General features: G+C 62.3%; 24 protein-coding genes and 1 pseudogene. 15 read left to right on the forward strand and 10 right to left on the reverse strand.

Going from position 1 to position 26,160, the window contains the following annotated elements:
• Positions 1-52: 52 nt before the first annotated feature.
• From K663_RS21605 to K663_RS21615, 3 genes are read right to left on the reverse strand one after another with little or no spacing between them, the layout of a single operon-like run.
• The gene (locus K663_RS21605) at positions 53-1,045 is read right to left on the reverse strand and encodes a tyrosine-type recombinase/integrase (protein WP_020818724.1); all 993 of its coding nucleotides are present in this window, start codon (positions 1,043-1,045) and stop codon (positions 53-55) included.
• The gene (locus K663_RS21610; RefSeq protein ID WP_020818723.1) at positions 1,042-1,983 is read right to left on the reverse strand and encodes a tyrosine-type recombinase/integrase; all 942 of its coding nucleotides are present in this window, start codon (positions 1,981-1,983) and stop codon (positions 1,042-1,044) included. The genes K663_RS21605 and K663_RS21610 overlap by 4 nt, the downstream gene beginning before the upstream one ends.
• Complete coding sequence (locus K663_RS21615) at positions 1,980-3,197, reverse strand: tyrosine-type recombinase/integrase (protein WP_020818722.1); 1,218 nt, start codon at positions 3,195-3,197, stop codon at positions 1,980-1,982. Before K663_RS21615 ends, K663_RS21610 begins: the two co-directional genes overlap by 4 nt.
• Positions 3,198-3,296: 99 nt before the next feature.
• Between K663_RS21615 and K663_RS21620 the strand changes: the two genes are divergently transcribed.
• The gene (locus tag K663_RS21620) at positions 3,297-3,941 is read left to right on the forward strand and encodes a hypothetical protein (protein ID WP_021222981.1); all 645 of its coding nucleotides are present in this window, start codon (positions 3,297-3,299) and stop codon (positions 3,939-3,941) included.
• A gap of 4 nt (positions 3,942-3,945) precedes the next feature.
• The gene (locus tag K663_RS21625; protein ID WP_020818720.1) at positions 3,946-4,380 is read left to right on the forward strand and encodes a hypothetical protein; all 435 of its coding nucleotides are present in this window, start codon (positions 3,946-3,948) and stop codon (positions 4,378-4,380) included.
• A 122-nt stretch (positions 4,381-4,502) separates the two neighbouring features.
• On the opposite strand, the pseudogene K663_RS21630 reads toward K663_RS21625, so the two are convergent.
• Positions 4,503-5,129 (reverse strand): annotated as a pseudogene (locus K663_RS21630) (ArdC family protein); the annotation flags it as partial.
• An 81-nt stretch (positions 5,130-5,210) separates the two neighbouring features.
• Positions 5,211-7,325, reverse strand: a complete 2,115-nt coding sequence (locus tag K663_RS21635) for a ParB/RepB/Spo0J family partition protein (protein WP_020819396.1) — start codon at positions 7,323-7,325, stop codon at positions 5,211-5,213.
• Between the two features lie 179 nt (positions 7,326-7,504).
• Here K663_RS21635 and K663_RS21640 point away from each other — a divergent pair, with 179 nt between their 5' ends.
• Complete coding sequence (locus tag K663_RS21640) at positions 7,505-8,344, forward strand: arginase family protein (RefSeq protein WP_051146802.1); 840 nt, start codon at positions 7,505-7,507, stop codon at positions 8,342-8,344.
• A 204-nt stretch (positions 8,345-8,548) separates the two neighbouring features.
• Here K663_RS21640 and K663_RS23610 read toward each other — a convergent pair whose 3' ends face one another.
• The gene (locus tag K663_RS23610) at positions 8,549-9,160 is read right to left on the reverse strand and encodes a PAS domain-containing protein (protein ID WP_020819394.1); all 612 of its coding nucleotides are present in this window, start codon (positions 9,158-9,160) and stop codon (positions 8,549-8,551) included.
• Positions 9,161-9,193: 33 nt separating this feature from the next.
• The gene (locus tag K663_RS23615; RefSeq protein ID WP_328588205.1) at positions 9,194-9,568 is read right to left on the reverse strand and encodes an NAD(P)H-dependent oxidoreductase; all 375 of its coding nucleotides are present in this window, start codon (positions 9,566-9,568) and stop codon (positions 9,194-9,196) included.
• Positions 9,569-9,845: 277 nt separating this feature from the next.
• Between K663_RS23615 and K663_RS21655 the strand changes: the two genes are divergently transcribed.
• The 4 genes from K663_RS21655 to K663_RS21670 all read left to right on the forward strand — a co-directional run bounded on the left by K663_RS21655 (position 9,846) and on the right by K663_RS21670 (position 15,476).
• Positions 9,846-11,099, forward strand: a complete 1,254-nt coding sequence (locus K663_RS21655; protein ID WP_020819392.1) for a metallophosphoesterase family protein — start codon at positions 9,846-9,848, stop codon at positions 11,097-11,099.
• A 3-nt stretch (positions 11,100-11,102) separates the two neighbouring features.
• Positions 11,103-14,552: an ATP-binding protein gene (locus K663_RS21660; protein WP_020819391.1), complete on the forward strand. Its 3,450-nt coding sequence runs from the start codon at positions 11,103-11,105 to the stop codon at positions 14,550-14,552.
• Positions 14,553-14,916: 364 nt separating this feature from the next.
• Entirely contained in the window at positions 14,917-15,186 is a 270-nt protein-coding gene (locus K663_RS21665) for a CopG family ribbon-helix-helix protein (RefSeq protein ID WP_020819389.1), read from the forward strand.
• A complete protein-coding gene (locus K663_RS21670) occupies positions 15,183-15,476 on the forward strand; it encodes a type II toxin-antitoxin system RelE/ParE family toxin (protein ID WP_020819388.1) in 294 nt (97 codons plus the stop codon). Before K663_RS21665 ends, K663_RS21670 begins: the two co-directional genes overlap by 4 nt.
• A gap of 39 nt (positions 15,477-15,515) precedes the next feature.
• Here K663_RS21670 and K663_RS21675 read toward each other — a convergent pair whose 3' ends face one another.
• Both K663_RS21675 and K663_RS21680 read right to left on the reverse strand, forming a co-directional pair.
• The gene (locus K663_RS21675; RefSeq protein WP_020819387.1) at positions 15,516-15,959 is read right to left on the reverse strand and encodes a hypothetical protein; all 444 of its coding nucleotides are present in this window, start codon (positions 15,957-15,959) and stop codon (positions 15,516-15,518) included.
• The gene (locus K663_RS21680; RefSeq protein WP_021224597.1) at positions 15,956-16,804 is read right to left on the reverse strand and encodes a DUF7146 domain-containing protein; all 849 of its coding nucleotides are present in this window, start codon (positions 16,802-16,804) and stop codon (positions 15,956-15,958) included. The genes K663_RS21675 and K663_RS21680 overlap by 4 nt, the downstream gene beginning before the upstream one ends.
• A gap of 171 nt (positions 16,805-16,975) precedes the next feature.
• Here K663_RS21680 and K663_RS21685 point away from each other — a divergent pair, with 171 nt between their 5' ends.
• The 4 genes from K663_RS21685 (at position 16,976) to K663_RS21700 (ending at position 20,840) form a co-directional block, all read left to right on the forward strand.
• Positions 16,976-17,158 (forward strand): hypothetical protein, encoded by a 183-nt coding sequence (locus tag K663_RS21685; RefSeq protein ID WP_020819384.1) that lies wholly within the window; start codon positions 16,976-16,978, stop codon positions 17,156-17,158.
• Between the two features lie 207 nt (positions 17,159-17,365).
• Positions 17,366-18,562, forward strand: a complete 1,197-nt coding sequence (locus K663_RS21690; protein ID WP_015460581.1) for an AAA family ATPase — start codon at positions 17,366-17,368, stop codon at positions 18,560-18,562.
• Entirely contained in the window at positions 18,559-19,629 is a 1,071-nt protein-coding gene (locus K663_RS21695; protein ID WP_025160828.1) for a ParB/RepB/Spo0J family partition protein, read from the forward strand. Before K663_RS21690 ends, K663_RS21695 begins: the two co-directional genes overlap by 4 nt.
• Positions 19,630-19,709: 80 nt before the next feature.
• Complete coding sequence (locus K663_RS21700) at positions 19,710-20,840, forward strand: replication initiator protein A (protein ID WP_020819382.1); 1,131 nt, start codon at positions 19,710-19,712, stop codon at positions 20,838-20,840.
• 1,938 nt (positions 20,841-22,778) lie between these two features.
• Here K663_RS21700 and K663_RS21705 read toward each other — a convergent pair.
• Complete coding sequence (locus K663_RS21705) at positions 22,779-23,813, reverse strand: hypothetical protein (RefSeq protein ID WP_025160827.1); 1,035 nt, start codon at positions 23,811-23,813, stop codon at positions 22,779-22,781.
• Between the two features lie 158 nt (positions 23,814-23,971).
• Between K663_RS21705 and K663_RS21710 the strand changes: the two genes are divergently transcribed.
• The 4 genes from K663_RS21710 to K663_RS21725 are packed head-to-tail and all read left to right on the forward strand — an operon-like array spanning position 23,972 to position 26,150.
• Complete coding sequence (locus K663_RS21710) at positions 23,972-24,253, forward strand: hypothetical protein (protein ID WP_020819380.1); 282 nt, start codon at positions 23,972-23,974, stop codon at positions 24,251-24,253.
• The gene (locus K663_RS21715; RefSeq protein ID WP_020819379.1) at positions 24,250-24,660 is read left to right on the forward strand and encodes a type II toxin-antitoxin system VapC family toxin; all 411 of its coding nucleotides are present in this window, start codon (positions 24,250-24,252) and stop codon (positions 24,658-24,660) included. The genes K663_RS21710 and K663_RS21715 overlap by 4 nt, the downstream gene beginning before the upstream one ends.
• Before the next feature lie 58 nt (positions 24,661-24,718).
• Positions 24,719-25,009 (forward strand): hypothetical protein, encoded by a 291-nt coding sequence (locus K663_RS21720; RefSeq protein ID WP_020819378.1) that lies wholly within the window; start codon positions 24,719-24,721, stop codon positions 25,007-25,009.
• A gap of 13 nt (positions 25,010-25,022) precedes the next feature.
• Positions 25,023-26,150, forward strand: coding sequence for a tyrosine-type recombinase/integrase (locus tag K663_RS21725; protein ID WP_020819377.1), 1,128 nt, complete (start codon positions 25,023-25,025; stop codon positions 26,148-26,150).
• Positions 26,151-26,160: the final 10 nt, after the last annotated feature.

Raw genomic sequence — 26,160 nt, forward strand, 5'->3', positions numbered from 1 at the left:
CGTTGGCTAGGACTTGTTTTTCGGCCATCCGCCATGCGGCACCTCGGCATAATCAGAGCCCTTCGAGGAACGCGAGGAGCTGATCGTCGGGTTTGAACCGACCTGTCGGCACGTCCGGAGCAGCGACGCGCGCCAGTGCCTTTTCCTTTAAGCGCATGTCGGCGTGGATGTAGACCTGCGTGGTCTCGACCGATTCATGACCCAGCCACAGTGCGATCACGGCCTGATCGACACCATGGTGGAGCAAGTCCATCGCGGTGCTGTGGCGCAAGGTATGCGGCGTGACCCGCTTTGCGCCGATGCTCGGACAGGTGCGCGCTGCCGCCAGGCAATGCTTGCGTACCAAATGTTCGAGCGCATCGCGGCTTAGCCGTTCGCCACGGATCGACGGGAACAGTGGTCGATCGCTGTTGCCATGCTCCCCAATCCATACCTTCAGGATCTTGGCGGTTTCCCGCCTGATCGGTGTGGACCGTTCTTTTCGTCCCTTTCCTACGCATCGGACGTGGGCGCCGGTGCCGAGCACAACATCCCGGTATCGCAAGCTGATCAGCTCTGATGCCCTGAGGCCCGTTTGCAGCGCGAGCAGCAACAAGGCGTGATCGCGCTTTCCGGCCCATGTCGAGCGATCCGGCACGGCCAGCAGTGCCGCGATTTCGTCTGCGGTCAGGAACGTGACCGCGCGCTTAACATAGCGTTTGTTAGGCATGGCAAGGATGCGCTGGCAGTTCAGCATCCATGTTGGATCGGCCATCGCCACATAGCGGAAGAACGAACGGATCGCCGCGAGCCTGGTGTTACGGCTACGTGCACAGTTGCCCCGTGCTGTTTCGGTGTGGACCAGAAAGTCGGCAACCAGATCGACGTCGATATCTTCGACCGTGATAGCGACTGGTCGTTTGCCAAGGCGCGAACCGGCATAGCGCAGCAACAGGCGGAACGTGTCGCGATAGCTCGCGATGGTATGATGGCTTGCTTCCATCTGGACGCACAGTCTGTCGGTGAAGAAGCGTTGGATCAGCGCTGGCAAAGTCATGGAGGTCATCGCTGCGCCTCCCAACCAATGCGCGTGGCGCGTGCCATCGCCAGCTCGAGCAGTTCGGGCACCGCCTCAATGTACCAGAACGTATGGTCGGGGCTGGCATGGCCAAGCCAGGTCGTCAGCCTGATCATCTCCCGCGCCGGATCCTTGCCCATACGATACCAGTCGATCATGGTGCGAACTGCGAAGGTGTGGCGAAGGTCGTGTATGCGTGGTCCTTTGCCGTGCCGCTTGAACCGTGAGTATTCCCGCAACCCGATCGCTCGACTTACTCGTGCGAAGCTGGCTCGTGCCGACCATTCGCTGAGCCGGTCCCCATTACATCTGACAAAGAGGGGGGTGGATGCTCGACCAAGCAGCCGATTACGTTCTGTGGTGTAGGTGATCAACCGGTCTACGACAGTCGGGTCGAGTGGCAGCAGGCGCTCCTTTCCCAGCTTTCCGTGCCTGACACTCAGCACACCGGTTGCAACATCGAGGTCGCTCGTGTCGAGCGCCAGCGCTTCGCTGATCCTGAGCCCCGTTACCGCGATGAGGCCGAAGAATGTCGAACACGTCAGCCCCCGCATTCCGTAGGTGGAAGGCAGTTCGCTGGCGGCTGCGATAATGTCACCGATTTCGACTTTGCTGTAGATGTATGGCCGTTTGCGGATTGTGCGATCCGGCAACAACCCGCGCGGCGGCGCTTCATGCGCCAAGTCGACACTGCTCAACCAAAGAGCGAACAACCGTACCATACCGAGCCGAGCGGACCGGGTGGACGACCCGGCAGCAGGCTGACTTGCGTCCCAGCGCAGGAACAGGTCAGCGTCGATATGCTGCGCACCCGCATCGTCGGCAAAGCGGATAAAGCGGCGTAGCACCCGTTCGGAAGTCCTGAGATCATAGCCGAGGCTACGGCGAACGGCGAGATAGCGGTCAAGCTGGCTGGCGAGGCTCATTGTGCACCTCCCGCGACGGGCCAGGGCTGGGCAATGGATCGCAAGCCTTCGATCTCAAGCCGGGCGTAGATCATGGTGGAACCGCGCGACCGGTGGCGCAGCATGTCGCCGACCTCGTCGAGTGAAGCGCCACGATTTATGAGTTGCGTGGCAAGGCTGTGGCGTAGAACATGCGATCCCACATAGGGCGTAGCGGGCTTCTGACCGGTCGCATCGAGCGCATCCTTGATGATAGCGTTGACGATCTGGCTATCCTTGAATGGTCGATGCGGAGCGCGCTGGGTGACGAACAGGGTCCGGCAGTCAGTCGGTCCGCGCTCCTCCCTCAGATACCGGCTTAGGGCTTCACCGACCTCGGCGGTGATGGGCACACGGTCATGCACTTTGCCTTTGCCGCGCACAGTCAGTTCGCCTGAACGCCAGTCGATATCGTCGAGTTCGATCCTGGTGATTTCCGGCGCGCGAAGCCCAAGCCGTGCCATGATCAGGAGCATCGCATAATCGCGAACGCCGTGCCGGGGATTTCGGCGAACCCAGTCAAGCACGGCTTCGACGCCTTCGGGCGACAGATGTCGGGGAAGGCGCTTGTCGCGAGCCATCGCTGCTTTGGGCACGCTTAGGGCAAGGTTGGTCGCGGTGACGCCTCGTGCGAACAGGTACTGGAAGAACGTGCGCAGATGCGTCACTGCACTCTTGTCTCGGTATGGCCGCCCCCGCGACAGCAAGTGTTGAACGAACCCGACGGCGTCAACGGGTCGTAAACTGGTCAGGTCGAACATGTCCGCACCAAAGCGGTGGTCCATGAAGCGGTTGGCAAAGCGGAGCGTATGGTGGATGCTGCGCGGACTGAGGCCGCGCTGTTTGGTGAGATAGGTTTCGAAGTCGGCCAGCAGTTCGGCGCGGGCGACCTCAGCGGGAGTCGGTGCAACCGGCTTGGCAACGCATATCTCGATCAGGTGCGCAGCGAATTTGCGCCCCAGGCTGTAAAGGCGGATCGTTCCTGTTCTCTGCGGCTCTGCTGCCCGACCCAGCTTTTCCGCAAGATCGGGCGTCAATGCCGATGGTGCAATGCCAGCCTCATCCATTGCCAGTCCAAATCTGCGGATCAGATTTCGGTATTCTTTGATCGTGGCGTGTTTGTAGTTCGCCTCGGCAAAGCAGCGCATGAAGCTGTCGATGTACGGCTCAATGCAGGTTTTGGTGATTATCGTCATGGTTTTCGTGCTCCATAGGGTTGGAGCGCGATCCGGGCCTTGTCGTCGCCCTGACTGCAAGATTATCAGTTGTGTTGGTTTCAGATATGCGGAGTGGGCATGAAGCAGAAGACCAAGGTTTTGGGTGATGCAGCCGTAAAGGCGTTGATCGAGAAGTACGACTGCCCGGTGCCATTCCACGAAGTGCGCACCCGGCTTCTGGGCAATATCGCAACCCCGGAGCTATCGGCCTCGCCCTTGCAGATGATTCAGGATTTATGGGGCGGTGAGTTGCCCGTGTTCGACAGCGTGGACGAAGCCAACGAATTGATTGGTGCTCTGATCGACGGCCTTTGGAATGGGCTGACCCGGCACCAGAAGCGTAGTCAGCCATTCAGGCTGACACGTGTGTCGATGGACCCAACTGCTGCAAATCTCGGACACTACGGGCTGATCCGTCTTGAGGAACTGGATGGCTTCATCGAAGGTCTGTTCAACGGTCATGATATCATCGATCTACCCGAACGTGCTCATGGCGCGATCGGCCAACTTGCCGAGCTCCGTGCGATGATGGGCGGTATCTGCGAACTCGTGGAACGTGACCCCAATGCGGATGATCGCACCCAGCTTGACACGACATTCAAGCACCTGCGCGAACTGACCAAAATCATGGAGACCGAAATCCACGAGACTGTGCTGGCTTGCACTCGTGCACGGCGACAGATGCTTGAAGGCATTCTCACCGAGAAGCCGACGGTGCATTGATCCAATGTCCGAGGAACGTCTCCGCGAGAAGCTGCGCAAGATCGAAGCTCTCTATGCCGGCGCCACGACCGCCGGCGAGCAAGCCGCCGCAGGTGCCGCTGCGGAACGCATTCGCCGCCAGTTCGCAACGGCCAGCAAACAAGAACGTGCCGAGGAGTTCAAGTTTTCAATTTCTGACCCCTGGTCACGACAGCTCTTCATCGCTCTGTGCCGCCGCTATGGCATCAAGCCATTTCGCTATGCGCGCATGCATCGTCAGACGGTGATTGTTCGCGCGCCAGCGAGTTTCGTTCGGATGACGCTATGGCCAGAGTTCGAGGAACTGAGCCAAGCCCTGACCTCGCATCTGGATGAAATCACGCAGAAGATCATCAGAGAAGAAGTGCACGAAGCCACGCAGGATGCGGAAGAAGTGAGCGAACCGCGTCAGTTGCGCTGAACGTTCCCACATTCCAGCGGATTACCTCCCAGGCACCAGGAATATGCCGAAGCGGCACGTCACCAAATCGCGGAAACACGAGATCCTACGATGCCATGCGGCATAATCCGGGTTACGGCATTATGAACCGTCTCGTGGCAACGCGTGGACGCATAGTGATCCATGCTGCGGAAGGCCGTTCGGTTCGGCAGCTGGATATGATCGAAGGTCGGTGTGAAGTAGGCTTGGTTTCCGCCATGGCGAACGTCGGCAGGGATTCCCGTGAAGAAGGCGTCGATCGCCGCCTGCCGCTCGGACGGGATCAGAGGCTGCTCCGGTTCGTCAGAGGGGTAGAAATAGGCTGGAAGACCGTCGATCTGATCGGCGTTGAACACGATGTAATGGCGCAGGAACCGGATGCTCCGCTCCACTTGCTTGCCGGTTTCGGGGTGCTCCTCACGCTTCTTGAACGAGGAATAATAAACCGAAAGCGCGCCGGTTTGACCCTTGCGGACGTGCCCGCCTAGCGTTTCCGCCTGGCGCCAGGTCATCCAGTAACGCGAACGATAACCCTGGGCATCGCCGAGCGCCCAGAGATAAAGCGTATTGATGCCCTGATACGGCGTGCCGCAATGACGCAGCGGGCGTCCGCCCGCCCCGTTCAGCCGCCAGGGCCTCGACCAGGGCGGAACACCCTCCTCGAGCTTGCGGATGATGAGGTCGGTGATTTCGGCGGCGACATCGCGGCTCGTGCGTTTCGCAAGGGACATGGCGCTTCTCCGTGCGGAAGGGGAAAAGGCCGCCGGCACGGGACCACGCGCCGGCGGCAAGGCATCCAGGAGAAAGCGGCGTCAGGCCGCGAGAGCGTCCTGATCGGGCGATTCCGCTTCGATTTCGCAGGCACCGGACACTGTCTCGTCGACGCCAGCCACGCCAACCTCTTCGGCATCCTCGGGCTCGACGATCGCCTGCTCTTCAGGATCGCCTTCGGCGGGTTCGAGATCGTCCGCCTCGGTCTTGTCGAGGAAGCGCATGGCGTCGGGCACCCAGGCAAGCGCCGCGTCCCGGACCTCGGGCTCGACGATCGCTTCGCCCGCGAAGAGCTTCGCGCACGATTCCGAGATCTCCGACTTCTTCATCGTCGCGTGGCGCGCGGTCAGCGCCGCGCCGCCGACATCGGCGAGCAGCGTCAGGATCGAGCCCTTGCTGATGCGGTCGAAGAAGTTCTCGGATGTCGGCCGCCACCAGCTTGCGACATCGACATCCATGATCGTCGCCAACCGGTTGTGGAGCGGACACTGCTCGGCGCGGTAGCTCGCCTTCGCTTCGAGCGACATCGCCACGATGTAGGCGAGCCAGGCCGCCTTGCTGTCGTCGTCGAGCGCCCGGAACGCCTCGAACCGGTCGACCTCGGACTTGTGCTCCAGCCAACTCGCATCGAGCCCGTCATGGGCTTCGGCGAGATAGCCCCGCGCGCGGGTCGTCGGCTGGTCGCCACTCACCGGATCCTGCGGCGAGCGAGCGCGAATGGTCGAGCCATAGGCGCTGAACGTGCTGGCGCGATCGTCAATCATGACGAAGAGCGCATAGTCGAGCGCCAGGGCCGGATGGCTGAGCAGGGTCGCTGCGAGCACGTCGCGCCGCTGCATCGCCAGCTCATCGTAGAGCCGGGCGCTGAGCGGCTTGCCGCCCGGGGCGATCGCTTCGGGCGGCGGAGCAGGCGGCGTGTAGCTGCCGCCCGGGCCGGTCGAACCGCCACCGCCGGCACCATCGCCGTGGTCGTCCTCGCCGTTTTCATCAGCGCCGCCGATGCTGACCGGTTCCTCGCTATAATATTCGGTGTCGAGGACCATCTCGCCTCTGGGCGTCAGCTTGAGAAACGCGCCGACGAGCGGCTTGATCTCGTCAGGCAGCACCGGCGGGATGTTGTGGAGCGCGTGTTCTTCCTCGGACAGGGCATCATATTCCTGGTCGAGCGCCTTGTAGGCATCCTCATCGATGGTCTCGTCATCCATCTCCTCGGCGATGGCTTCCTGCCGCTGTGCAATCGCATCGAGGCGGGCCAGCTGCGCCTCGGTGAAATCAGGCTGCGGCAGGATCACCCGGTAGAGGCCGGTCGCCGCGCTATGCGTGTAGTTCGACGCAATCGGCCGGATCCAGGCGAGACCGAGTTCCTCGCCGATCCGCTTGGCTTCCGCTTCCATGATGTCCGCGGCGAGCCGCTGCGCGATCTCGGGGTTCACCCACTTGTCGCCGCTGTCGCTGAAAAGGTCGCGGTCGATCTTGCCGCCAGCCTCGGCATAGCGGTCCTCGCCGACCAGGATCGCGACCGGATCGGTCGACTTCATCGTTTCGTTGGCGATGACGCGGCGGATAGTGTCGGCATTGGCATAGCTGGTGCCGTAGCTGTTCCAGACGAGAAGCTGCTTCTCCTGGTTTTCGGTCGAGGCATAGGCCTTGGCGACGTCCAGCGTGATGGTGCCTTCGCTCAGCGCCTCGAAGATGGGCTCGGCCAGGGTCGCGAGCCGCAGGCGGCCCTCGACGAACCGACGGGTGAGGCCGAAGCGCTTGGCGACACCGTCGATATCATTATTGAGACCGATGAAATACTGGAACGCGCGGCATTCCTCGGCAGGCGTCATCTTGAGCTGATGGAAGTTGGCCGCGGTCGAGGTCTCGGACAGGGTCGCCTCGTCGCCGACGAGAACCTTGACGGGAACATCGTAGGTTTCAGGGTCGATGGTGCCGCGCTCGGCGAGCATGAGCAGACCGCGCAGGCGGCGACCGCCATCGAAGACCTCGAAAGTGCCGCGCGGCTTTTTCACAGGCGTGACGAGCAGGTTCTGGAGTACGCCGCGAGCTTCGAGATCGGCGGCCATCTGCGGTATTTCCAGCAGGTCGTCGGGCCGCCTGCGGACATTGATGGGAGAAAGCGTAAGCTTCGAGAGCTTAACGGTCGTGGTCATCGGAGGAACTCCTTCTGGCATCCGGATCAGCCCGGACACCAGCATCACTCCCCCTTCCCTCTCGAACCCCGGGGCGCCCCGTGGGCGTGGCTTTTTTCCGCCGGACAACCTACATTGTCTTCTCTTCCGGCCTCGAAAGAATATGATCTGCGGTGACCTCCACGACGCTCCGTTTGAACATGCCGCAATGGCAGGGTGGCGATGAACCCGCCTATAGCTTTGGTTCCGAATTGTTGCGCTGGCTTGCCCCGCCGCATGACGGCCCCGAGGAAACCGTGGCGGTTCCGGAACCGGACGGAAGCTCCCCGCCGGTTAGCCGTGGCATCAAGTGGTGCGCCGCCCTCTTGTCTCAAGCAAGAGCGGCGCGCGAAGCCATCGAGCGGCATGCGCCCGATCGGATCGTGACGCTTGGCGGCGACTGCCTGGTCGATCTTGCGCCGATGGCGTATCTAAGCCGCAGATATGGTGAAAAGCTGGGCGTTCTCTGGCTCGATGCCCATCCCGACGTGATGAGCGCTGCCGAGTTTTCGCACGCCCATGCCCATGTGCTTGCCCTGCTGCTTGGCCGGGGCGACGAGGCTTTCACGGCAGAAGTGCCCCGCAAGCTGGACGCCCGGCGTGTGATGATCGCCGGCATGCAGGGATGGAACGCGGATGAAGACCTGATCCTGAAGGAACTGGGCATCCGGCATATCCCGCCAGCCGTCCTTGCTGACAGCAGCCGGCCGATCCTCGACTGGATCGAGACCGAGGGAATCACGCATCTTGCGGTACATTTCGACCTCGATGTCCTCGATCCGGCTCATTTTTCTCCGCTGCTGTTCAACAGGCCGGGCATGCCGGAGGGGGCCTTCGATGGAATAGAGCAAGGCCGTATGCAGCTGGACCAGGTGGTGCGCCTGTTGAAAGAGATCGGCGCGGCAGTGGATATGGTTGGCCTTGCCATCGCCGAACATCTGCCATGGGACATGCTGCGCCTGAGAAACAGCCTTGCCGAGTTACCCATCATGAAATCATGAAACTCACTGTGGGCTGAAACCGCCCCGAGTTTCGGAATACCAATGGCGCACCACTCGCGAAGCTATCCTCGCCGCTTTGGACACGCCCTCCCCCCGATCTCGAGGTAAACGTCGTCACCGCTACGCGATGCTTCACAATCTGAATGTGACGGACTTCTCCTGTGAGAGCGGCGCTGACCGCCGATGAGACGTCATTAGAGGGTGTCAATGACCAACGAAACCCGCAGTGCCGACTGTTTCGGTGACATCTCGTGCTTGATGCAGAATGCACACCAGCTGCGCTTCGTCATTCAGGATCGGAACGGACACCGTCTGCCAATAGCGCTCGAGAAACCGGCCATCGGAACCCCGCAGGTCATAGCGCTGTGCTTTCATGGCATGCTGGCGCCGTCCCTGTGCCGCGATGCGGATGGAATCAAACAAGCCTGCGACGCCGGTTGCATCCTCAAGATCCGGATTATCCGGAAAGACGTCAAAGAGCCTTTCTCCGGCCACTCTGCTGCGCTCGGTATAGGTGATGGCAGTATGCGCATCGTTGACGTCGAGGATTCGCATACCAGCCCTCGGATCGATGATCATCGTAGGCTGGGTAGAGGTCTCCGTCAGGCGTTGAAAAAGGCTCCGATCACATGATGATAGCGCGCCAAATTCAATAGGATATCTCTGCACGCCAAGTGCGGCGGCGTTGAGCAATGCAAGCTCGCGTTGAATTGAACGGATCTGCTGCAGCAGATAGCTGCGCTCGGTGTCGGCAACGTCTGCGCCCAGGCAGGCCCTGAATTTCTTCAAGTTTTCGTGCAGGATGAAGCGTTGCACATTACCCCCTAAGGTTTCAATTGTGCCTCGGATCTATGAACTTCTCCGGTCCCGAGAAGTTTCCCCGACTCGCTGGCATCTGCAACGCAATAAATACACTGAATGACCTCTGAGCACAGGAACGTCTCCGAGCCATAGTGGGTAAAGGATGACCACATGATTCGCCCAGCGAATGTCTGTCTGGGCCTTGTGAATGGCGGCGGCGGGCGCATTGTCCCGCCACTCCCCGGCCGATCGCAAGATAGGGAAATCAAGTTCTGCAATCTCGATCCGGCGCACTTCATGGCCTGCCGCCTCGCCGCCCGCCGCATAGGCATCCGCAAGCGCATGAACGTACCGGGTCCCGTTTGGGTCGGGATGCCCATCGATAATCGTGATGCGGGTCATGACATCTCCTGAATCCGCCATCCACGCATCGTCGTGCAATTGGGATTATCCCGGAGTGTCGGTGGCGACAGGCACCGGCCAGCCGAGATGAAATCACTTGAGCTATGAGGGGGAGCGTTTCTTCCTCGCAAGAGTCGGGAAACTGGCGGAGGAACCCTGATTACAATACATGCGACTGTGCGGAACGCATGGCCAATAGCTCTGCGGCCATGTTGGGGGTGTTCTCCCATGGGGCACTACACAAACGGAGGATCGCGGTGACCCAGAGAATATCGCCGCTTTCGAGGGGGGAAGAGTTTTGAGCGATTTTCGTTTCCTGCATGCCGCCGACATTCATCTCGACAGCCCGCTCCATGGCCTGTCGAGATATGAAGGTCTGCCCGAGGACGACATAAGAGGAGCCACCCGCGCGGCTTTCGACAATCTGGTACAACGCGCCATCGACGAAGATGTCGATTTCGTCGTGATCGCTGGCGACCTCTTCGACGGTGAGTGGAAGGACATGAGCACCGGCCTCTATTTCGCCCGCGCCATGGGCCGCCTGGATCGGGCCGAAATCCCGGTGTTCCTTCTCGCCGGCAACCATGATGCCGCCTCCGTCATCACCCGCAGCATTCCCTGGCCGCCCAATGTCCGCCTGTTCAGCGCGCGCCGACCGGAAACCCATCTGCTTGCCGAGCTCCAGGTCGCGGTCCACGGACAGAGCTTCTCGACACCGGCTGTCACCGACAATCTCGTTCCGTCCTATCCCGCCGCTGCGGAGCATCACTTCAATATCGGGATGCTGCACACCGCGCTGGCAGGCCGGAAGGGCCACGCCGATTACGCGCCCTGCAGCCTGGATGATCTCAAAGCCAAGCAATACGACTACTGGGCGCTCGGCCATGTCCATCAACACGAGATCGTGTGCGAGGCGCCTCATGTCGTCTTCCCGGGCAACATCCAGGGTCGCACGATCCGCGAGACGGGCCCCAAGGGCGCGGTGATCGTCACCGTGGAGGATGGTCAGGTTTCCTCCATCGATCGATTGGATCTGGATGTGATCCGCTGGCTCGCGGTCGATATCGACTGTACCGACGTGCCGGCCGATAGCATTGCGGAACGCATGCGCTCGGCGCTTCTTGAAGCGTGGCAGCACGGCGGCGATGGATTGCCGCTCGTTACGCGGCTTGTGCTGACGGGCGAGACCGACAGCGCCGGCGCGCTCATCGACAGCGCCGCGGACCTGCGCGACGTCGCGCGCGCCGTGGCCGCTTCGATCTCGCCCAATCTCTTCATCGAGAAAGTGAAGCTGCTCGTGACGAAGCCCGCCGCCGCCGGTGAGGTGATTGTCGGCGACGATCTCGCTGCCTTGATCGATCGGGCCGCCACCGATCCTCAACTGCACGAACTGCTGGCCGCGGACCTTGCGCCCTTCCTGCTCGCGGCGCAGAGCCTGCTCCCCGATGCCGACGAAGCGGACCTTCGCCGCTATGCCGGCGACGGCAAGTGGGACGCGGTCATCGGAACCGCCGCCCAGGCGCTCCGCTCGCGTTTGACGAAGGGGGACTGAGCGATGCGGTTCGCCACCCTGTCACTCGAGCGTTATGGTCGTTTCGAGGATTGCGAGCTTTCCTTTCGCCAAGGCGAGCCCGATCTTCACGTGGTGTACGGCGCCAACGAAGCGGGAAAATCGACCTCGCTTGCGGCGGTCTCCGATCTGTTGTTCGGTTTCCCGGCACGGTCTCCCTACAACTTCGTCTACGACTACGCCCTGCTGCGCGTTGGGGCCGTGCTCGAGGACGAGGGGCACAGCTTCGCTTGTCGCCGCAAGAAGGGGACGGCCGGGACACTGATCGATGCCGAGGATCGTCTCCTCGACGAAGCTATGCTGCTCGCCATGCTGCGGGGGCAGACGCGCGAGACATTCGCACTCTCCTTCAGCCTCGACCAGGATGGCCTGCGAGCGGGCGGGCGGGCCATGGTCGAGGCCCGCAACGACCTGGGCCGAGCCCTCTTTGCCGCAGGCTCCGGGCTCACGGGTGTTGCGGACGAATTGGCTCGCCTCGAGAGCGAAGCCGATGCGATCTGGGGACAACGCGCCGCGGCGAGGCGGAGCTTCACGCAGGCCCAACGCGATTTCGAAGCGCAGACCCGAGCAGTCCGGGACCAGGCCCTCAAGCCGAAGGCTTGGCTCGATGCCAAAGGCGCGGTCGCGGACGCCCAGCAGATGCTCGAAGAGGTTCAGCGGCGGCGCGACGAAGTTCTTGCCGAGGTCAGCCGCCTCGAGCGCATCCGCCGGATTGCGCCTGCCGTCCGTCTTCGCAGCGACCATCTCGCGGCGCTTGCCGCCCACATGGATACGATTGATATCGGGCCGCAGCGCGAGCACGCCGCCGAAGCGGCAATGGCCGAGATGGAGGCCGCTTCGCGTGCAAGGGCCGCCGCGCAGAATCTGGTGAACGAAGCCCGGGCACAGATCGAGGCGCTTTCTCCTGATCCGTCGGTCCTCGCCCACGACGCCGAAATCGACGCGCTGATCGCTTCGTCGGGCGCGGTGACAAAGGGTCAACAGGACTTAGCGCGTCTGAGCGAGGAGCGATCCGCATCGGGAGGTCTTGTCGCCCGGCTCCGCGCCGAAGCCGGCGCGCTCGCCTCCGATCCCCCCACCCGGATCGTAAGTTCCAGACTGCGCGAAATCGCGCTCGGTCATGCCGAGGATCTCGCGGCGCTCCGGCAGATCGACGAGAGTGAGCAGGACCTGGCTGAAAGGCGTGTCGCGATCGAGCGGAAGATTGCGGATCGCCCCCAAACAGGAAATCTGACCGCGATCGTAACGGCGATCGACCTTGCCAGGACCCTCGGGGCCGATGCGGACGCGCGCTGCGAACTGGCGCAGCGCAAAGCCGACCGGGCCGCGGCCAGCCTGGACGTGGCGCTCGCTCGGCTCACGCCCTGGAGCGGGGACGCATCGGCCCTGGCCGCGCTTCCCAGACTGGCACGGCACGAAATCGAAGACGTGCGATCCGTCCTTGCCGAGGCCGAGACCGATCTGCAGCGGGCAACAGACGCCGCTTCGCGCGCCCGCGAAGAGGCCGAGGCGCTCTCGCTCGAAATGGAGCAGCTCTCGTCGGGCGCTGCGGTGGCTGACGAGGAGATCACCGCGGTTCGAAGCGAGCGCGACGCGTTCTGGCGACCGCTGCGCGCGCACATGCGGCAAGGCATGGCCCTCCCCTCCCCTGATGAAGCTGTCGATGCTTATGAGACGGCAGTCGCTCGAGCAGATGAACGCGGAGATGCCCGCTACGCCGCCGCCGACGAGTCGAGCCGTCTGACGGTCATGGGTCAACGCCGGACCAGGCTCCTTCTGGCCGCTGACCAGGCGGACACGCGCGCGCAGGCGGCAAGCGATCGTCGCGAAAGCGCGCTGACGGGCTGGGCACGAAAGTTGGCGGAGGCGGGCTTTCCGGCGTTGGAGCCCAATCGGTTCCTCGGTTGGGTGTCCGAGCGGGAAACGGCTGAAGCAGCACATCAGGAGGCAATCGATGCCCACGACGATGCCAGGGCGATCGTTGCGCGGCGCAATGAATTGCGTGCCAGCCTGGTCGCCGCCCTCGCAGACGAGTCGGTGCCCAAGGGAGAAGACCTCCTGCCGCTGCTCGCCTTCGCCACACGGATTCGGCAAGCCGGCGAGGCGGCCGCCGAGCAGCACAGACTCGACGAGGCCGCACTCGTACAAATCGGGCAGGATGCGGAAGGTCTGCAGCGCCGCCGCACGCGTGTCGATGAGAGTATGGCGACGCGGATGGAGGCCTGGCGCGCGCTGCTGGTCGAAGCGGACATCGATCTCGACATAGCCAGCGCTCCGGCAACTCTCGACGTCCTGGACGAGCTCAGAGCCGCGATTGCCGCGCAGCGAGACCTGCAGACACGCATCGACGGCATAGCGAGAGACGCGCGTGAACATGACGAAAGCGTTGCGGCCCTAACCGAAAGGCTGGGGATTGCCGCCTCGGGCGGCGGAGTGACGCTACTCGAAGGGATGCGGGCCCGGCTCTCGGCGGCGCGCTCGACCGCAAGCGTCCTGGAGGCACTCGAGGAAAGCATTGCCGGCCGAAGCGCTGAGATGGCGGCCGAAGACGCACGGCATGCTGCGGCCTGGGCTTCGCTGACCGCGCTTCTGGAGGAGACGGGCGCTACCGACCTGCAGGGCCTGGGTGCGGCCATCGAGCGTTCGCGAGCAGCGCGCGCCCTGCGCCACGCGGTCAGCGAAGCGGAAGCCGCGATCGTCGCGGCGGGCGACGGCAAGGGACTGGATGAGCTTGTCGCGTCCCTGGAAGACGTCGATGCTGACGGTCTGGCTGTCCGAATCCAGTCGCTCTCGGGGCAGCTGACCCAGCTCAACGATGAGGTTGCCACTGCCGCAAGCGCCCACGGCGATGCCAGGAGAGTCTTTGCCGGTCTGGAGGCGCAAAGCGGCTCGTCCGCCGACGCGGCCTCGGATGCCGAGCAGGCCCGGGCCGAGCTCGCTGTTCTTGCCGAAGATTTTATCCTGAAGCGAACCGAGGCCGTCACGCTACGCTGGGCGATTGAACAATATCGCGAGCGCCATCAGGATCCCATGCTGCTGCGCGCAAGCGAGATCTTCCGCCGGCTGACGATCGGGCGGTATGCGGCGCTGCGGATCGACAGCGACGGACCCAATTCACGGCTCCTGGGGTTGCGCGACGATGGCAGGACCGTGGTGGACGTCGGGGCGATGAGCGAGGGAACCACGGACCAGCTCTTTCTCGCGCTTCGCCTCGCAGCTGTCGAGCAATCCATCGCGGCCGGTGTTCGCCTGCCCTTCCTCGCGGACGACTTGTTCGTCAATTTCGACGATGAGCGTTCCGAGGCCGGTTTCAGGGTGCTGGCGGAACTCGCGCGATCGACGCAGGTGCTGTTCTTCACCCATCACCCCCATCTGGCGGCGATCGCCCGATCTGTCGTCGGCGAAGACCTTCACTCGGAATGCTCCCTGGCCTGAGACAGCCGAGCGACCTTCAGATCAAGCCGCCCTGGACTGGCTGTTCGAATCCGGAACGCGCTGCTCCGACACTCTTTCGGCGCTTTGTGTACGCAACCTGCAGCGGCACCTGTCCTCGTCCCATTCGATGCGCGCCAGCGAATATCGGTGCCGCTGGCAATTGCCCGACGGCTTCGATCTAAGGCCGCATGACGTGGCGGAGGCTGCGGAAATGCGGCAGCGGGTCAAGGACGCCTTGAAGGACGGCAAATAGCGGAGCGCGGCCTCCAGCGCCTTCGCCCGGTTCTCGACTCCACGGCTCCCCAACTTGCGTTTTCTCGTCAGTATGATTATATTTTAATCGGACTGATAACAGGTGATAAACATGGCGACCGAGACGAAGGTATTGACCGCGCATGTCCCTCTGGGGCTCGCGGAAAAGGTTGAAGCAATGGCCTCGCGACTCGAACGCTCGCGCGGCTGGGTGGTGAAGCAAGCGCTCGCCGCCTGGGTCGATCAGGAGGAGGAGCGTCACCGGATGACGCTCGAAGCCCTGGAGGATGTCGATGCCGGACGGGTGATCGACCACCAGGCGATCACGGCATGGGCCGACAGCCTTGGGACGGACAAGCCGCTACCCTCGCCGGTCAAATGAAGATCCAGTGGACCAGCAAGGCGTCGTCGGACCTTGTGCGACTGCACGAGCATCTGGGTCCGGTCGCCCCCGAAGCGGCGGCGCGCGTGGTCCAGCAACTCGCCCACGCACCGGATCGGCTGATCGATTATCCGAGGATCGGCGAGAAGCTGGAAGCCTATGAGCCGCGCGAGGTCCGCCGGATCATCGTCGGCAACTACGAGATGCGCTACGAGATCGCGGCCGGAACGATCTTCATACTGCGCCTCTGGCATTGCCGCGAAAACCGCAACTTCGAATCGGAGCAGTAGCGAGGATGCGATCGACCACCGCCGCAGTCGCTTCTATCCTCAGACCAGACCGAAATCCTGAAATTCAACCTGCCGCAGTCGGCCGGACAGCCATTTCAGAGTAGCTCTCACGGGTTCCGCCAGTCCCGGTTGACCGACGATGGCACCAGGAATGTGGTCGGCTTCGATCCGCTGAAAAACTTGCACTTCGGCTTCACGGTCGGTGGGAAAATGGGGTGCGAGGTCTCGCCTCTCCTCTTCGCCGCCAGCGAACCTCGGCTCGCTCACGCACAAAATCGAAACAGAGACGGCGTCTTTGTTTCCGTCCAATCGGCCGTAATCACTGGCGTATGCCAAATGATCGGCTGCTGCCAGATCGCGGCGCGGCCATAAGCCATGCTTCACGACCCCAGTGAGATTCGCAGCTTGGGTGAAATGCAGCAGGAACCGCACGTCGCGGTCCAGGGCGATCGAGCGGATATGCGTCCTGCGGGCCTCGTTCATCGCAATGATCCCATAGACGCCTCCAATACCTCCGCCCAGTCTTTGACGCCGCGCGGCGCCATCCACGTTATCTCAAGACCGGGCCGAGCATATCGCAACGCCGCGCGTGCCGCCGCCAGTTCACCTTCGGCGTCATTGTCGACGGCGAGGATCAAGGATGTCAGACCTTGCGGCAGCAGGATCTGATCGAGACGCCGTGCACCCAAGCTCGCCCAGCAGGGAGCTCCTTGAATGAGGGTGAAGGCCCGCGCGGTTTCGAAGCCCTCGGCAAGCGCCAGGCAAGAAGCCGCCCGCCCTCCCCCTTGCCATGCCCCCTGCCCTGGCCGCCCCAGCATGAGCTTCATGCGGTACTTGCCGGTTTCCCGGTCGAGGAAGATGCGCTGGATGGCAGTCAGTCGCCGCCCTTCGCGCACGGCCACGAGCAAGGCGGGATGGAACGTGGTCCAGGGCTTGGGACGATAAGGACAGCGTGGATGAAATCGGAGATCATCGGTAGGCGGCTCGAGATGCCGCAGCGTCAGGTAACGCTCAGCGAGAGTGCCCGGGATCGGAAGCCCCTTCTCCCAGAGCCGTGCGGCATTGCCCGAAGCGCGCGCGGGCATGTCCCGGTAGGAGTAGTGTTGCCGGATCGGTATCCGGCGCAATTCGCGCAGGACATCTTCGCGATCACAACCGGCAAAGCAAGTGACAAGAATACCGCGATCGCCCTGACGGATCGAGAGGCTTGGTGTGCTATCAGCATGCGCCGGGCACAGGCACATGGCGGTGCGGCCATGCCAGGTGCCACCGAGAGCACCTACGAGATCGATGAGTTCCTGGGATGGTCGTCGGGCTGTAAGCGGCATGGCATTCCTCCTGCTTGCATGCCCCTGCCCCTCTCCCTCTTTCTCCCGGCCATCAGATCGCGGTCTATCTGTGCTCCGGGCTGCGTGCGCGGATCGAGGAAGCGCGAATAGCCACCGGGGTGCACGGCCGGTTTGCGGATGGGATTTCCTGCGAGCGGAATGAATGCCTCGATGGCGGTGGGCCTTGTCGCCGCCTATTCGAGCGCCAGGAGAACATCGTCAGCGGCAGTTCTGGCCCTGTCCGATTCGTGGACCACCGCCAACTCGGATGCCGCCGGGAAGGAATTTGAGTTCCATTCTCGAAGCGGCGACAAGACCGATCTATGCTTGCCGCCAATTCTGGCGATCACTTGATTCGCATGGAAACCGGAGCTTGTCCGTTCGCCCGGAATGATCCCGGACTCTCCATCTGAGAGCAGCGTTGTCCTTGCATGATGGCGCCAGCTGCTACCAATTTGACTAACCACCATCCTTTTGGCATAGCTGTCCGGGATAAGGGGTCTTTTTTCGACCTTTTTCACGAACCAAGGCCAATTTGGGTTGAGAAGGGGGACAACGCCCATGCTGTCGGGTCAGATTCTCGATGCGATGATCACCTCGTGCGAGAATGCAAAAACCGTTCTGCGGCAAGCGGCGATAGATCCATCCGACAGGAAAACCCTCAATATTTCAATGGGGGCCTCGGTCGCCGCGGAGTTTCTGGGGAGGACGCCCGAAGCCCTGTCCAAGGCGGAAGCGCGTGGACGCCTTCCTGCGCCGAAGACGTCCGCCAACGGGCGCAGATATTACACGGTCGAGGATTTGATCGCGATTCGCGAAGCGCTCGGTATCAAGATGGGCAAATTGCCGTCCGAGCGAGCGGTCGTCGTGGCCGTGCAGAATTTCAAGGGCGGTGTCAGCAAATCGACCACGGGCAAGCACCTTGCCGATTATCTTGCCCTGCGGGGTTACCGGGTTCTTGTCGTGGACTGCGATCCCCAGGCTTCGATGAGCGTGATGTTCGACGTCAATCTCGAGGCCTTGGTCGACGAGACCCATACGCTGTCGAATTTCCTGTCGCCGCGCATCGACGAAGCGGATTCGCTGCGCAAGACGATCCAGAAGACAGCCTGGCCCAATATCGACATCTGCCCGGCGAACCTCGGCCTGCAGGACACCGAATGGGAACTGACCGCGACGATCGAGGAAGGACCGACAGCGATCGCGGGCGCGTTCCGCATGCTGCGGATCGGACTGGAGGAAGTTCGTCACGACTATGACGTCGTCATTCTCGACCCTCCCCCGGCCATGGGGTTTCTCGGCGTGAACACGCTGACTGCGGCCGATGGCCTGTTGATCCCCGTCCCTGCCCGGCAGCTCGACTATCTGTCGACCATTCATTTCATGCAGACCTGCCGCGAGGCGATGGATCTCGTCTCCAAGTTCGACACGTCGATCGACTATGGCTTCATTCGGGTCGTCTGCACGATGTTCCAGCCCAGTCGCACGAACGAGGCGCAGATGCTCCAGGTCATGGAGAAGACCTACGCCGGACAAATGCTCTCGACACCGATTCTGCTCTCGGAAGAGATCAAGAATGCGGGACTTTCGATGTCTTCGATTTACGAGATCAACAAACCCTACGGCTCGCATCAGACCTATGTTCGCTGCCGCGACAATCTCAACATGGTCTTCCGCGAGGTAGAGAAAGACATCTGCAAGCAGTGGCCATCGCGGATGGCGCAGCTTGGCACCGATCGGTTGACGGAGGCCGCATGAGCAGCGCGGGGGGCAGACGGCGGAGTCTCTTGGCGAACGCCATCGAAAGCATCGGCACGACACCGCCCCCGACACGCGCGGCCGATGGTCCCGTCGCCGGGGATCACGCGGATCGAGAAAAGCCCGCCGAAGAACCGGCGACACCGTCCTTCCTCGAACGGCGCGGGGTTGCGTTCGATGAGATCGCGCGCACCGTCAAGCGCCTCACCATTCGCCTGAAGCCGTCGGAATGCTCGATCTGGCCAGGCAATGCGCGCGACTATGCGGCGCTTAGCTATGACCGCTGCGCCTCCCTGATTGAATCGATCAGGGAGGAAGGAACCAATCGCGAACCGGTGGTCGTCAGGCGAACCCCCAATGCCGAACAGCCCTATGAGCTGATCGTCGGCACACGTCGTCATTTTTCGATCTCCTGGCTCCATGCGAACAACCATAGCGAGATCGAACTCGTAGCCCGGATCGAAACGCTCGATGACGAAGGCGCCTTCCGTCTCGCGGACCTGGAAAACCGGGAGCGCGAGGACGTCACCGATCTCGAGCGGGCCCGAAATTATCGGCACGCGGTGGAAGCCTATTATAAGGGCGTCAGGGCGCAGATGGCCGAGCGCCTGGCGATCCCCAAGCAGAATCTTCACAATCTGCTGCAACTCGCCGAACTCCCCGACGAGGTGGTGAGCGCATTTGCGGAACCAGGCGACCTGAAGGTCCGTCACGGCATGCGCCTGTCGCCGCTCATCAAGGATGAGCGCTATCGCGACGCCATTCTCGGTGAGGCGGCCATAATCGCCGCCGAGCAGAAAGAGCTGCTGGCCGCCGGCGCGGAAAAGATCGAGGGCAGCAAAGTCTGCGAACGCCTGGCCGCGGCCGTGACACCTTCCAGGCCTGCGCCTTCGCCAAAGGCGAAGCCGGCTCTGACGGCAGCTTCGGGCAAGGAGATCGGACAAGTTCTCGCCGATACCAAGGCGAAGGGCATCACGATCAACATCAATCCAAAAGGCCGCGCATCGGTCGATGAGATTCTGGACGCACTGCGTCCGGTCATCGAGAGCGCGAGATTTGCGCGATAATGAGAATCCACAATAAATCTTTTATTTTCAAATCGTTATGATGGAGTAAAACGCGTTTTACGCGTGTTGCAGGACATGAGATGCCACAGGACTACCGCGAAGACGGTCAAGTAGACCTCTTTCTGCCGCAACTGACGGCACTGCCGCTTCGCGACCAGCGCGAAACGATGGAACGCCCATTCTTTTCCCTGTCCAAGCGCAAGCGCCTGAAGCCGATCGACTATGTCAGTCCGGACCGAAAAGTTACCGTCCATGTTTCGGCCAACTCGGAATATGGCCTCGCCACGATCTACGATCTCGACATCCTGATCTACTGCGCCTCGGTGCTCATCGAACATAAGCGCCGCGGTGCGAACGACATTCCGCAAACCTTGAACGTCGTGCCCTACGACATGCTCAGGACACTCAAACGCGAGGTCGGCGGCCGAGCCTATGACTTGCTGGGCAATGCGCTTGACCGTCTGCAGTCAACCACGGTGAAGACCAATATCCGCTCGGGCGACGCTGTCGAAACCACTTTCTCCTGGATCGACAGCTACAGTCAGCTCAAGGACCGCACGGGCAACGTGCGAGGTATGCGCATCACCCTCGCCAAGTGGTTTTACGACGGCGTGCTGATGGAAGGCGGCGTCCTCGCGATCGATCCCGCCTATTTCTCGCTCACCGGGGGGAGAGAACGCTGGCTGTACCGGGTTGCGCGCAAGCACGCCGGCGGCGCCGGAACGGACGGCTTCGCGATCTCCATGCCGACGCTGTTCGAAAAATCGGGCGCGGAAGGTGACTATCGTCGCTTCAAATTCGAGATGACCAAGATCGTCCGGGAAAACGCGCTGCCGGGTTACGCGCTCGAACTGGAATTGCGCGCAGAGGCCGAACCGTTCCTGCGCATGGTCAGGCGCAACCTCACGAGCGAACCCGGAGCCCCCTCCCCTGCCCTGGTCCAGACTGCACCCACGCCTGGCCGGGCTACTCCTTCCGCACAAGACAAGGCGATCGACGAACCGCCGATCGCCTTCCCGGAATATGGACATATCGCCCATAGCGCCTTTGGCGCCATCGCACGGGCCAACCTGCCCGAACCGCAGCGTGACCACGGCATGGTCGCCGACGACTTTCGGTCATTCCTGAGGCAGCGCGAAATCGCATACGACGCCAGGAACATCACGCAGATCTTCGCAACATTCTGTTCGAAGCAACGCGCGGCGCTGTAGCGCGCTACAGCGCCGCTTCGAACAGCGCGGCCTTTCAGGAACAACCTTCCGCTACCCGAGTTGCGCATAGTTCTTGCGTTCCTGAAGTACCGACGGACAAGGGCCGGCAGTTGCGCGGCCCCTCCCCACCGAGCACCCCGTCCTACCGGGACGCTATCCCATAGAATATGAGATCTCAGCCATGACGCGGGGCTCAGCGGCCGGGCGTTGCCGCCATTATTTTCGCCTATTACGCTGTGCGGGCCGAAGTCACAGCCACCTTGGCCAAGCCGTTACGTCCTTCCGGGCCAGGCTCGGGCATCGATCATCCCACCAGTTGACCGGCGCCGGGTACATCAGGAACGCGGACACCCTTTCGATCATCGCACGTCGTTTCCAAGCAACCAGGATATAAGCCGGATAAAGCAGATGGCGGGTCAATCTCGTGCCGGCGCTTCCTGGAACGAGAGGGAAGGGAAGGGGGGAACGCTGCGATCGTTTATCGAGATCGGCTCCGCGGCAATCGATCAGGCGTTCCTGAAATACCGTGCGGAGGAAAACTCCGCCGCCTCGGTCCGCCATGGCAGACGAGATCAAACGGCCGAGCCCAATAGGCGGCCGTTCCCAAAGTACCGCGCCATCGACGTGTATTCACGCCTCGCCAGGCCCGGAGATGATGGCCCGGCGACCGCCGTTTCAAGCGCCCGGCAGCCAGTCATTGAAGTTCAAACCAGAGCGAAACTCCGCTCCAGAGGCTGGCCGCCTGTCTCGATCGGCCCTTCGTTCCTAATATACCGTGGGAGAGTCGGGAGGCCTTGCCGATTTCCCGGCCAGCAAGTGCCCGAGTGTCATGATCGCGGCTACAAGAGTGGCTATCAACTGTGTCCGCCTGTGTCGTCAGGAAGCTCAAAACTCCGGGAAATCAGGGATGTAGCATCGAGTAAAACGCGTTTTACCGCCCTTTCCGCCCCGATCTCCAATGACCCGCCCACACGGTATTTCAGGAACGGCGCACGGTACATTGGGAACCGAATCACGGTCCAATGGGAACACCGCACAGGGTATTTCAGGAACGGTCAGACGGTATTACGGGAACGCGCTGAATTCCCCGACTCGTGATGAATCCATGAGTCGCGTCCGGCGCATCCACAGCCTAACTTTCTATCTTTATTTCTAAAGGAATTAACGGCGCCTGCGGCGCTTCTCCCTTTCTTTGAAAAGATTGAAGGGGGAGGGGACGCCATCGGCAAGCACCGAACACAATGACAAGGCCCAGTGCCCGATCTCGCACGAGCATAGAGCATCCAGAGGATGGCGTTCAACATCCGCTGCCGAACCGTGCATCGCCCGCCTCCCGATCAATCAGCGCGACAACACTCGACGATGCGCACTCGAAGCTGGTCCCATCATCTTGGCTACCCTGCCTTGATTCCCGCGGACGATGGCGGACGAGATCCCGGTTCACCTCATCCTGTCGCCTGACCTACCTCATCACCGGGTCTGCCTCGACGCCTTCGAAAGAATCGAATGTCGGCGAGCCCAGATCGAAGTCCAAACTCTCGAGGGCCTGTTGGAAGCCTGGATCTACCTCGATGCTGAACGTCTGCCATCGAACGGGCATCCAGCTGGCGTAGCGCTCACGCGACATCACCTCGTTCGATCAGCTTGTGAAATGTTAGGGTACATACCGCCGAAGCCAGGGTGCTTCATATCCAGCGCACCCCTCAAAATCGGAACAAACCGAGAAATAGTCCTAAAACGCCGCCAGAGCCTTACCAGGCGCTTTTGGGCCTTCTGGCATCCACGGCCTCATGAATAGCGTCAAATCGCTCTGTGCGGGCGTCTGGCTGGGCCGTATTTTGGGCCAGTTGTCACAAGTTTGTGATCAAAATCAGAGCGCACATGATTGTGAACCCCACTTGCTCCCACCGCAAATTCGCATTTGATTCGCAACACCTGTCATGGCGACGAAAGCTTTGGCCCGCGCGCGCTTGTAAGCAGCTTGTCGATGGCGGCCATTTCCTGATCAAATGCATCGAAAGCCACGGTGAGGTCGCGGCTCGCGGGCAGGGGAGGGGGCTCCTTCGCCGGACGGCCGCGCTTCGGTGCTGCATAACCGAATTCGACCGCAAGGTCCGGTGGCAGAAACAGCCGCCAGCTGCGCCGCTGGGTAATCTCGACCAGAAGATCCGCGGCGACGGCCCGCTCCAGCAGCTTGCTCGCTCCGGCGACGCTGAGGGCCAGCGCATCGGCAACTCCCTGGGGCGATAGCAGCGGGCGATGATGCGTGAGCGCGAGCAGCCGGGGGAGGGCGCCCGGACGGAACGCTTCGACGATCGCGCGTTGGGCGTTGCGATGAAATTTCTCCAGATCGTGAAGCCGTTCCAGACCCTCGCGCGCCGATCGTTCGAGCGCCCGCAACACCGCCAGCCAATCATCGGCGTCGGGTTTGCGCTTCAGCCGGAACGCCTTGGCGCCGCCGGCGAGGCAGGGGAGGGTGCTCGCGGAGAGGCCGCTATCGCGTAGCGCGAACGGCAGGCCGAGCCAGGGCAGGATGCCGCCATCCGCCAGCGCGTGTTGGCGGACCTGATCGAGCGCGCGGACGAGGGCAGGGTGCTGCGTGGCAACCGCCGGCGCGCTGATGGCGGTGGGCAGCGTATCGCGCCAGGCGAGCGGGTCGGGATCGGCGAGCGCCGCGGCCCACGCATCGAAGCGGTCGAACAGGTCGAGGGTGGTCGAGCGCAGCGGCCGGCCGGGGATCTGGAGCCCGCAACCCCAGGAAAATACGTCGATTTCGTCGACCTCGGCCGATTGCAGTTGCAGCGCCCGCGCATAGCCTGACCAGGTAGCCCGCCGGTTCCATGCCGAGGCGGCGGAACTGACGGAAATTCGGGCATCCAGGCGAGAAATGGACGCGGTGCAAGACGCTATGGCTGCCGCCATTTGTGGGGTATAATCGGGGCCATAAGAGGCGGGCGAGGGCATGTCAGCCATGCCCAATAGTGAACTGAAAGCAAAGTTCAGTAAAGTATGCCCGGATGCCTAGTGTTGATAATGGATCGTTATCAACATTAGATGAACCGTGCTTGCGCTGTAGCAGCACGGCCACTATAATCAGGGGCCGATCAAATCTGAACCGTAGGAGTGCCGTCGTGGCTACTGCCGCCCATCATCCGCCGCGCCGCAAACAGCGCGCCATCACCATCCGCTCCGATCATGCGCTCAAGCGCCTCGAACTGCTCGCCCGCGACGGCCGCAGCCAGGTTGAAATTATCGAAGAGGCGCTGGACCGGATGCCGCTGCCAAAGGAAAAGGACCGAGACGCGTTCCTTGCGGAGATTAGGGCGATCCAAGCGCGCGTCCCCAAGCGAACATATCCGACCATGGCGGAGATTGACGCCGAGCTTTGGGACGAGGACGGGTTGCCCCGATGATCATTGATACTTCGGCGCTGATCGCGGTGCTGACGGGCGAGGAGGGCAGTGAGGCGCTGGTCGAGGCGATCGTCGCCGAACGAGGCGGAATTCCGGCACCCGCCATGGTTGAGTTTGTGCGTGTCGCGAGCAACCAGCGATTTGGTCTGCGGGCCGAAGCTGAGGATATGCTTGCCAAGTTCGAACGCCGCGGCTGCGCGACACTGGCGTTCACGCATGACCACGCGAGGATCGCAAACGAAGCCGAACCGCTTTACGGTTCTGGGAACGGCAATGGCGGACCGCTCAACCTGCTCGACCTTATGGTCTATGCTGTGGCCAGAGAACGCGGCGAGCCGCTGCTGTGCACGGGCAAGGATTTCGCGGTGACGGATATCGCGCTTCACAAGGCCAGTCGGCCTTGGTGAAAGTGGACCAAGAAGCCTGAATGCGCTCGCGGCCAACGGCTAGAGCACGGAGAAGTCAATGGACGAACATGCCGCAGAAGGTAAGCTCACCGCGCTGGTAACGGATTATGCGCGAAGCCGGGCAGTTGCCGTATCGCGCGGAGAAGAAACGCCGGGGTTGGCGGCATTGCTCGTCGGCCGCTACGGCCGCGGCATCTACGACGCGGCGGACGTGCTGCTCGGGAGGCCAGCCGCGCAGCGCATCGTCGAGATCCTCGATCGCGAGGTGATGGCGATCGACCCCGAATGGCGGCGCCACGATCAGGATCGTTGGAGGGCGCGTCCTGCCGATCTGACAGGGGGCGCGTGACGAGACGCTCCCGATGACGCTTTCGGCAGCCATGGACGTGCGCGATGGCGCTGTGCTCGACTTGGTGGTGCGCGACGTGCGCGACCTGGTCGGTGCATCTGCGCCGATCGATGCGGAACTTGTGTCTGCTGCCGTCCGGGGCTGGTCGCATAATACACGCCGCGCGTTCCGATCGGACCTGACCATCTGGGGACAATGGTGCCGCCGCAATCGCCTCGACCCGCCGTCGGCCAAGCCACACGACGTCTCCCGCTGGGTTCGATCGCTTGCTGGGCTCGAGCTGTCCGACGAAACGATTCGGGCGATGGCGACGATTGAACGCTACATCGTAAACGTCGGTTGGGCATACCGAATGGCGGGCATTGCCGATCCCACCGCCGCACCGCTGGTCAAGCTCGAGATGAAAGCGGCGCGCAAATCGCTCGGCGTCCGCCAGCGCCAGGCGCGCGCGCTGCGCTTCAAGGGTGACATCGCGGATCTCGACAGCCCGCCGTCGGGCGTTTGCCTTGTCCATCTCCTGAAGGCATGCCGTCGGGACGAGCTGGGCTTGCGGGACGCCGCCCTGCTGCGCGTGGCCTATGACGCCGGGGCGCGCCGGTCCGAGTTGGTGGCGATCGAGGTCGGACATATCGAAGGGCCGGACAGCGATGGCGCGGGCACGCTGTTCATTCCGTCGAGCAAGACCGACCGGGAAGGGGAGGGGGCCTATGCCTATCTTTCGCCTGCGACGATGGATGCGATCGCGAGATGGCGCGAGAAGGCAGGCATCCGCAAAGGACCGCTGTTCCGCCGGGTCGAAACGCATTTTGATGGGTCGGTCGCGGCGATCGGCACCGAACGGCTGCACCCCAACAGCATCACGCTCATCTACAGGCGGGTCATTCGGGCCGCCTGGGCAAAGAAGCTGCTCGGGCCGATCTCGGAAGCGGAGCTGGAACGCTGGGTATCGGCGGTATCGTCGCATTCGATCCGGGTCGGGGTCGCGCAGGACAATTTCGCGGCGGGGGAGGCTCTGCCTGCAATCATGCAGGCGTACCGCTGGCGCGATCCCAAGACCGTGATGCGGTATGGCGCCAGGCTCGCGACCAGGAGCGGGGCAAGTGCACGGCTCGCCGCGCGCTTTTCAAAGGAGCACGCCTGACCAAGCGCCG

This window comes from Sphingobium sp. MI1205, assembly GCF_001563285.1.
In the GTDB taxonomy this organism is placed as follows: Bacteria; Pseudomonadota; Alphaproteobacteria; order Sphingomonadales; family Sphingomonadaceae; genus Sphingobium.

Bases quoted from the DNA above. Each gene is read 5' to 3' on its own strand.
- K663_RS21660 (WP_020819391.1), top strand. From the start codon at position 11,103: ATGCGGTTCGCCACCCTGTCACTCGAGCGTTATGGTCGTTTCGAGGAT.
- K663_RS23615 (WP_328588205.1), bottom strand. From the start codon at position 9,568: ATGGCGGATTCAGGAGATGTCATGACCCGCATCACGATTATCGATGGG.
- K663_RS21705 (WP_025160827.1), bottom strand. From the start codon at position 23,813: ATGGCTGACATGCCCTCGCCCGCCTCTTATGGCCCCGATTATACCCCA.
- K663_RS21675 (WP_020819387.1), bottom strand. From the start codon at position 15,959: ATGAACGAGGCCCGCAGGACGCATATCCGCTCGATCGCCCTGGACCGC.
- K663_RS21695 (WP_025160828.1), top strand. From the start codon at position 18,559: ATGAGCAGCGCGGGGGGCAGACGGCGGAGTCTCTTGGCGAACGCCATC.
- K663_RS21605 (WP_020818724.1), bottom strand. From the start codon at position 1,045: ATGACCTCCATGACTTTGCCAGCGCTGATCCAACGCTTCTTCACCGAC.
- K663_RS21610 (WP_020818723.1), bottom strand. From the start codon at position 1,983: ATGAGCCTCGCCAGCCAGCTTGACCGCTATCTCGCCGTTCGCCGTAGC.
- K663_RS21620 (WP_021222981.1), top strand. From the start codon at position 3,297: ATGAAGCAGAAGACCAAGGTTTTGGGTGATGCAGCCGTAAAGGCGTTG.
- K663_RS21720 (WP_020819378.1), top strand. From the start codon at position 24,719: ATGGACGAACATGCCGCAGAAGGTAAGCTCACCGCGCTGGTAACGGAT.
- K663_RS21690 (WP_015460581.1), top strand. From the start codon at position 17,366: ATGCTGTCGGGTCAGATTCTCGATGCGATGATCACCTCGTGCGAGAAT.
- K663_RS21625 (WP_020818720.1), top strand. From the start codon at position 3,946: ATGTCCGAGGAACGTCTCCGCGAGAAGCTGCGCAAGATCGAAGCTCTC.
- K663_RS21615 (WP_020818722.1), bottom strand. From the start codon at position 3,197: ATGACGATAATCACCAAAACCTGCATTGAGCCGTACATCGACAGCTTC.
- K663_RS21700 (WP_020819382.1), top strand. From the start codon at position 19,710: ATGCCACAGGACTACCGCGAAGACGGTCAAGTAGACCTCTTTCTGCCG.
- K663_RS21640 (WP_051146802.1), top strand. From the start codon at position 7,505: ATGCCGCAATGGCAGGGTGGCGATGAACCCGCCTATAGCTTTGGTTCC.
- K663_RS21715 (WP_020819379.1), top strand. From the start codon at position 24,250: ATGATCATTGATACTTCGGCGCTGATCGCGGTGCTGACGGGCGAGGAG.
- K663_RS21665 (WP_020819389.1), top strand. From the start codon at position 14,917: ATGGCGACCGAGACGAAGGTATTGACCGCGCATGTCCCTCTGGGGCTC.
- K663_RS21670 (WP_020819388.1), top strand. From the start codon at position 15,183: ATGAAGATCCAGTGGACCAGCAAGGCGTCGTCGGACCTTGTGCGACTG.
- K663_RS21685 (WP_020819384.1), top strand. From the start codon at position 16,976: ATGGCGGTGGGCCTTGTCGCCGCCTATTCGAGCGCCAGGAGAACATCG.
- K663_RS21680 (WP_021224597.1), bottom strand. From the start codon at position 16,804: ATGCCGCTTACAGCCCGACGACCATCCCAGGAACTCATCGATCTCGTA.
- K663_RS21635 (WP_020819396.1), bottom strand. From the start codon at position 7,325: ATGACCACGACCGTTAAGCTCTCGAAGCTTACGCTTTCTCCCATCAAT.
- K663_RS21725 (WP_020819377.1), top strand. From the start codon at position 25,023: ATGACGCTTTCGGCAGCCATGGACGTGCGCGATGGCGCTGTGCTCGAC.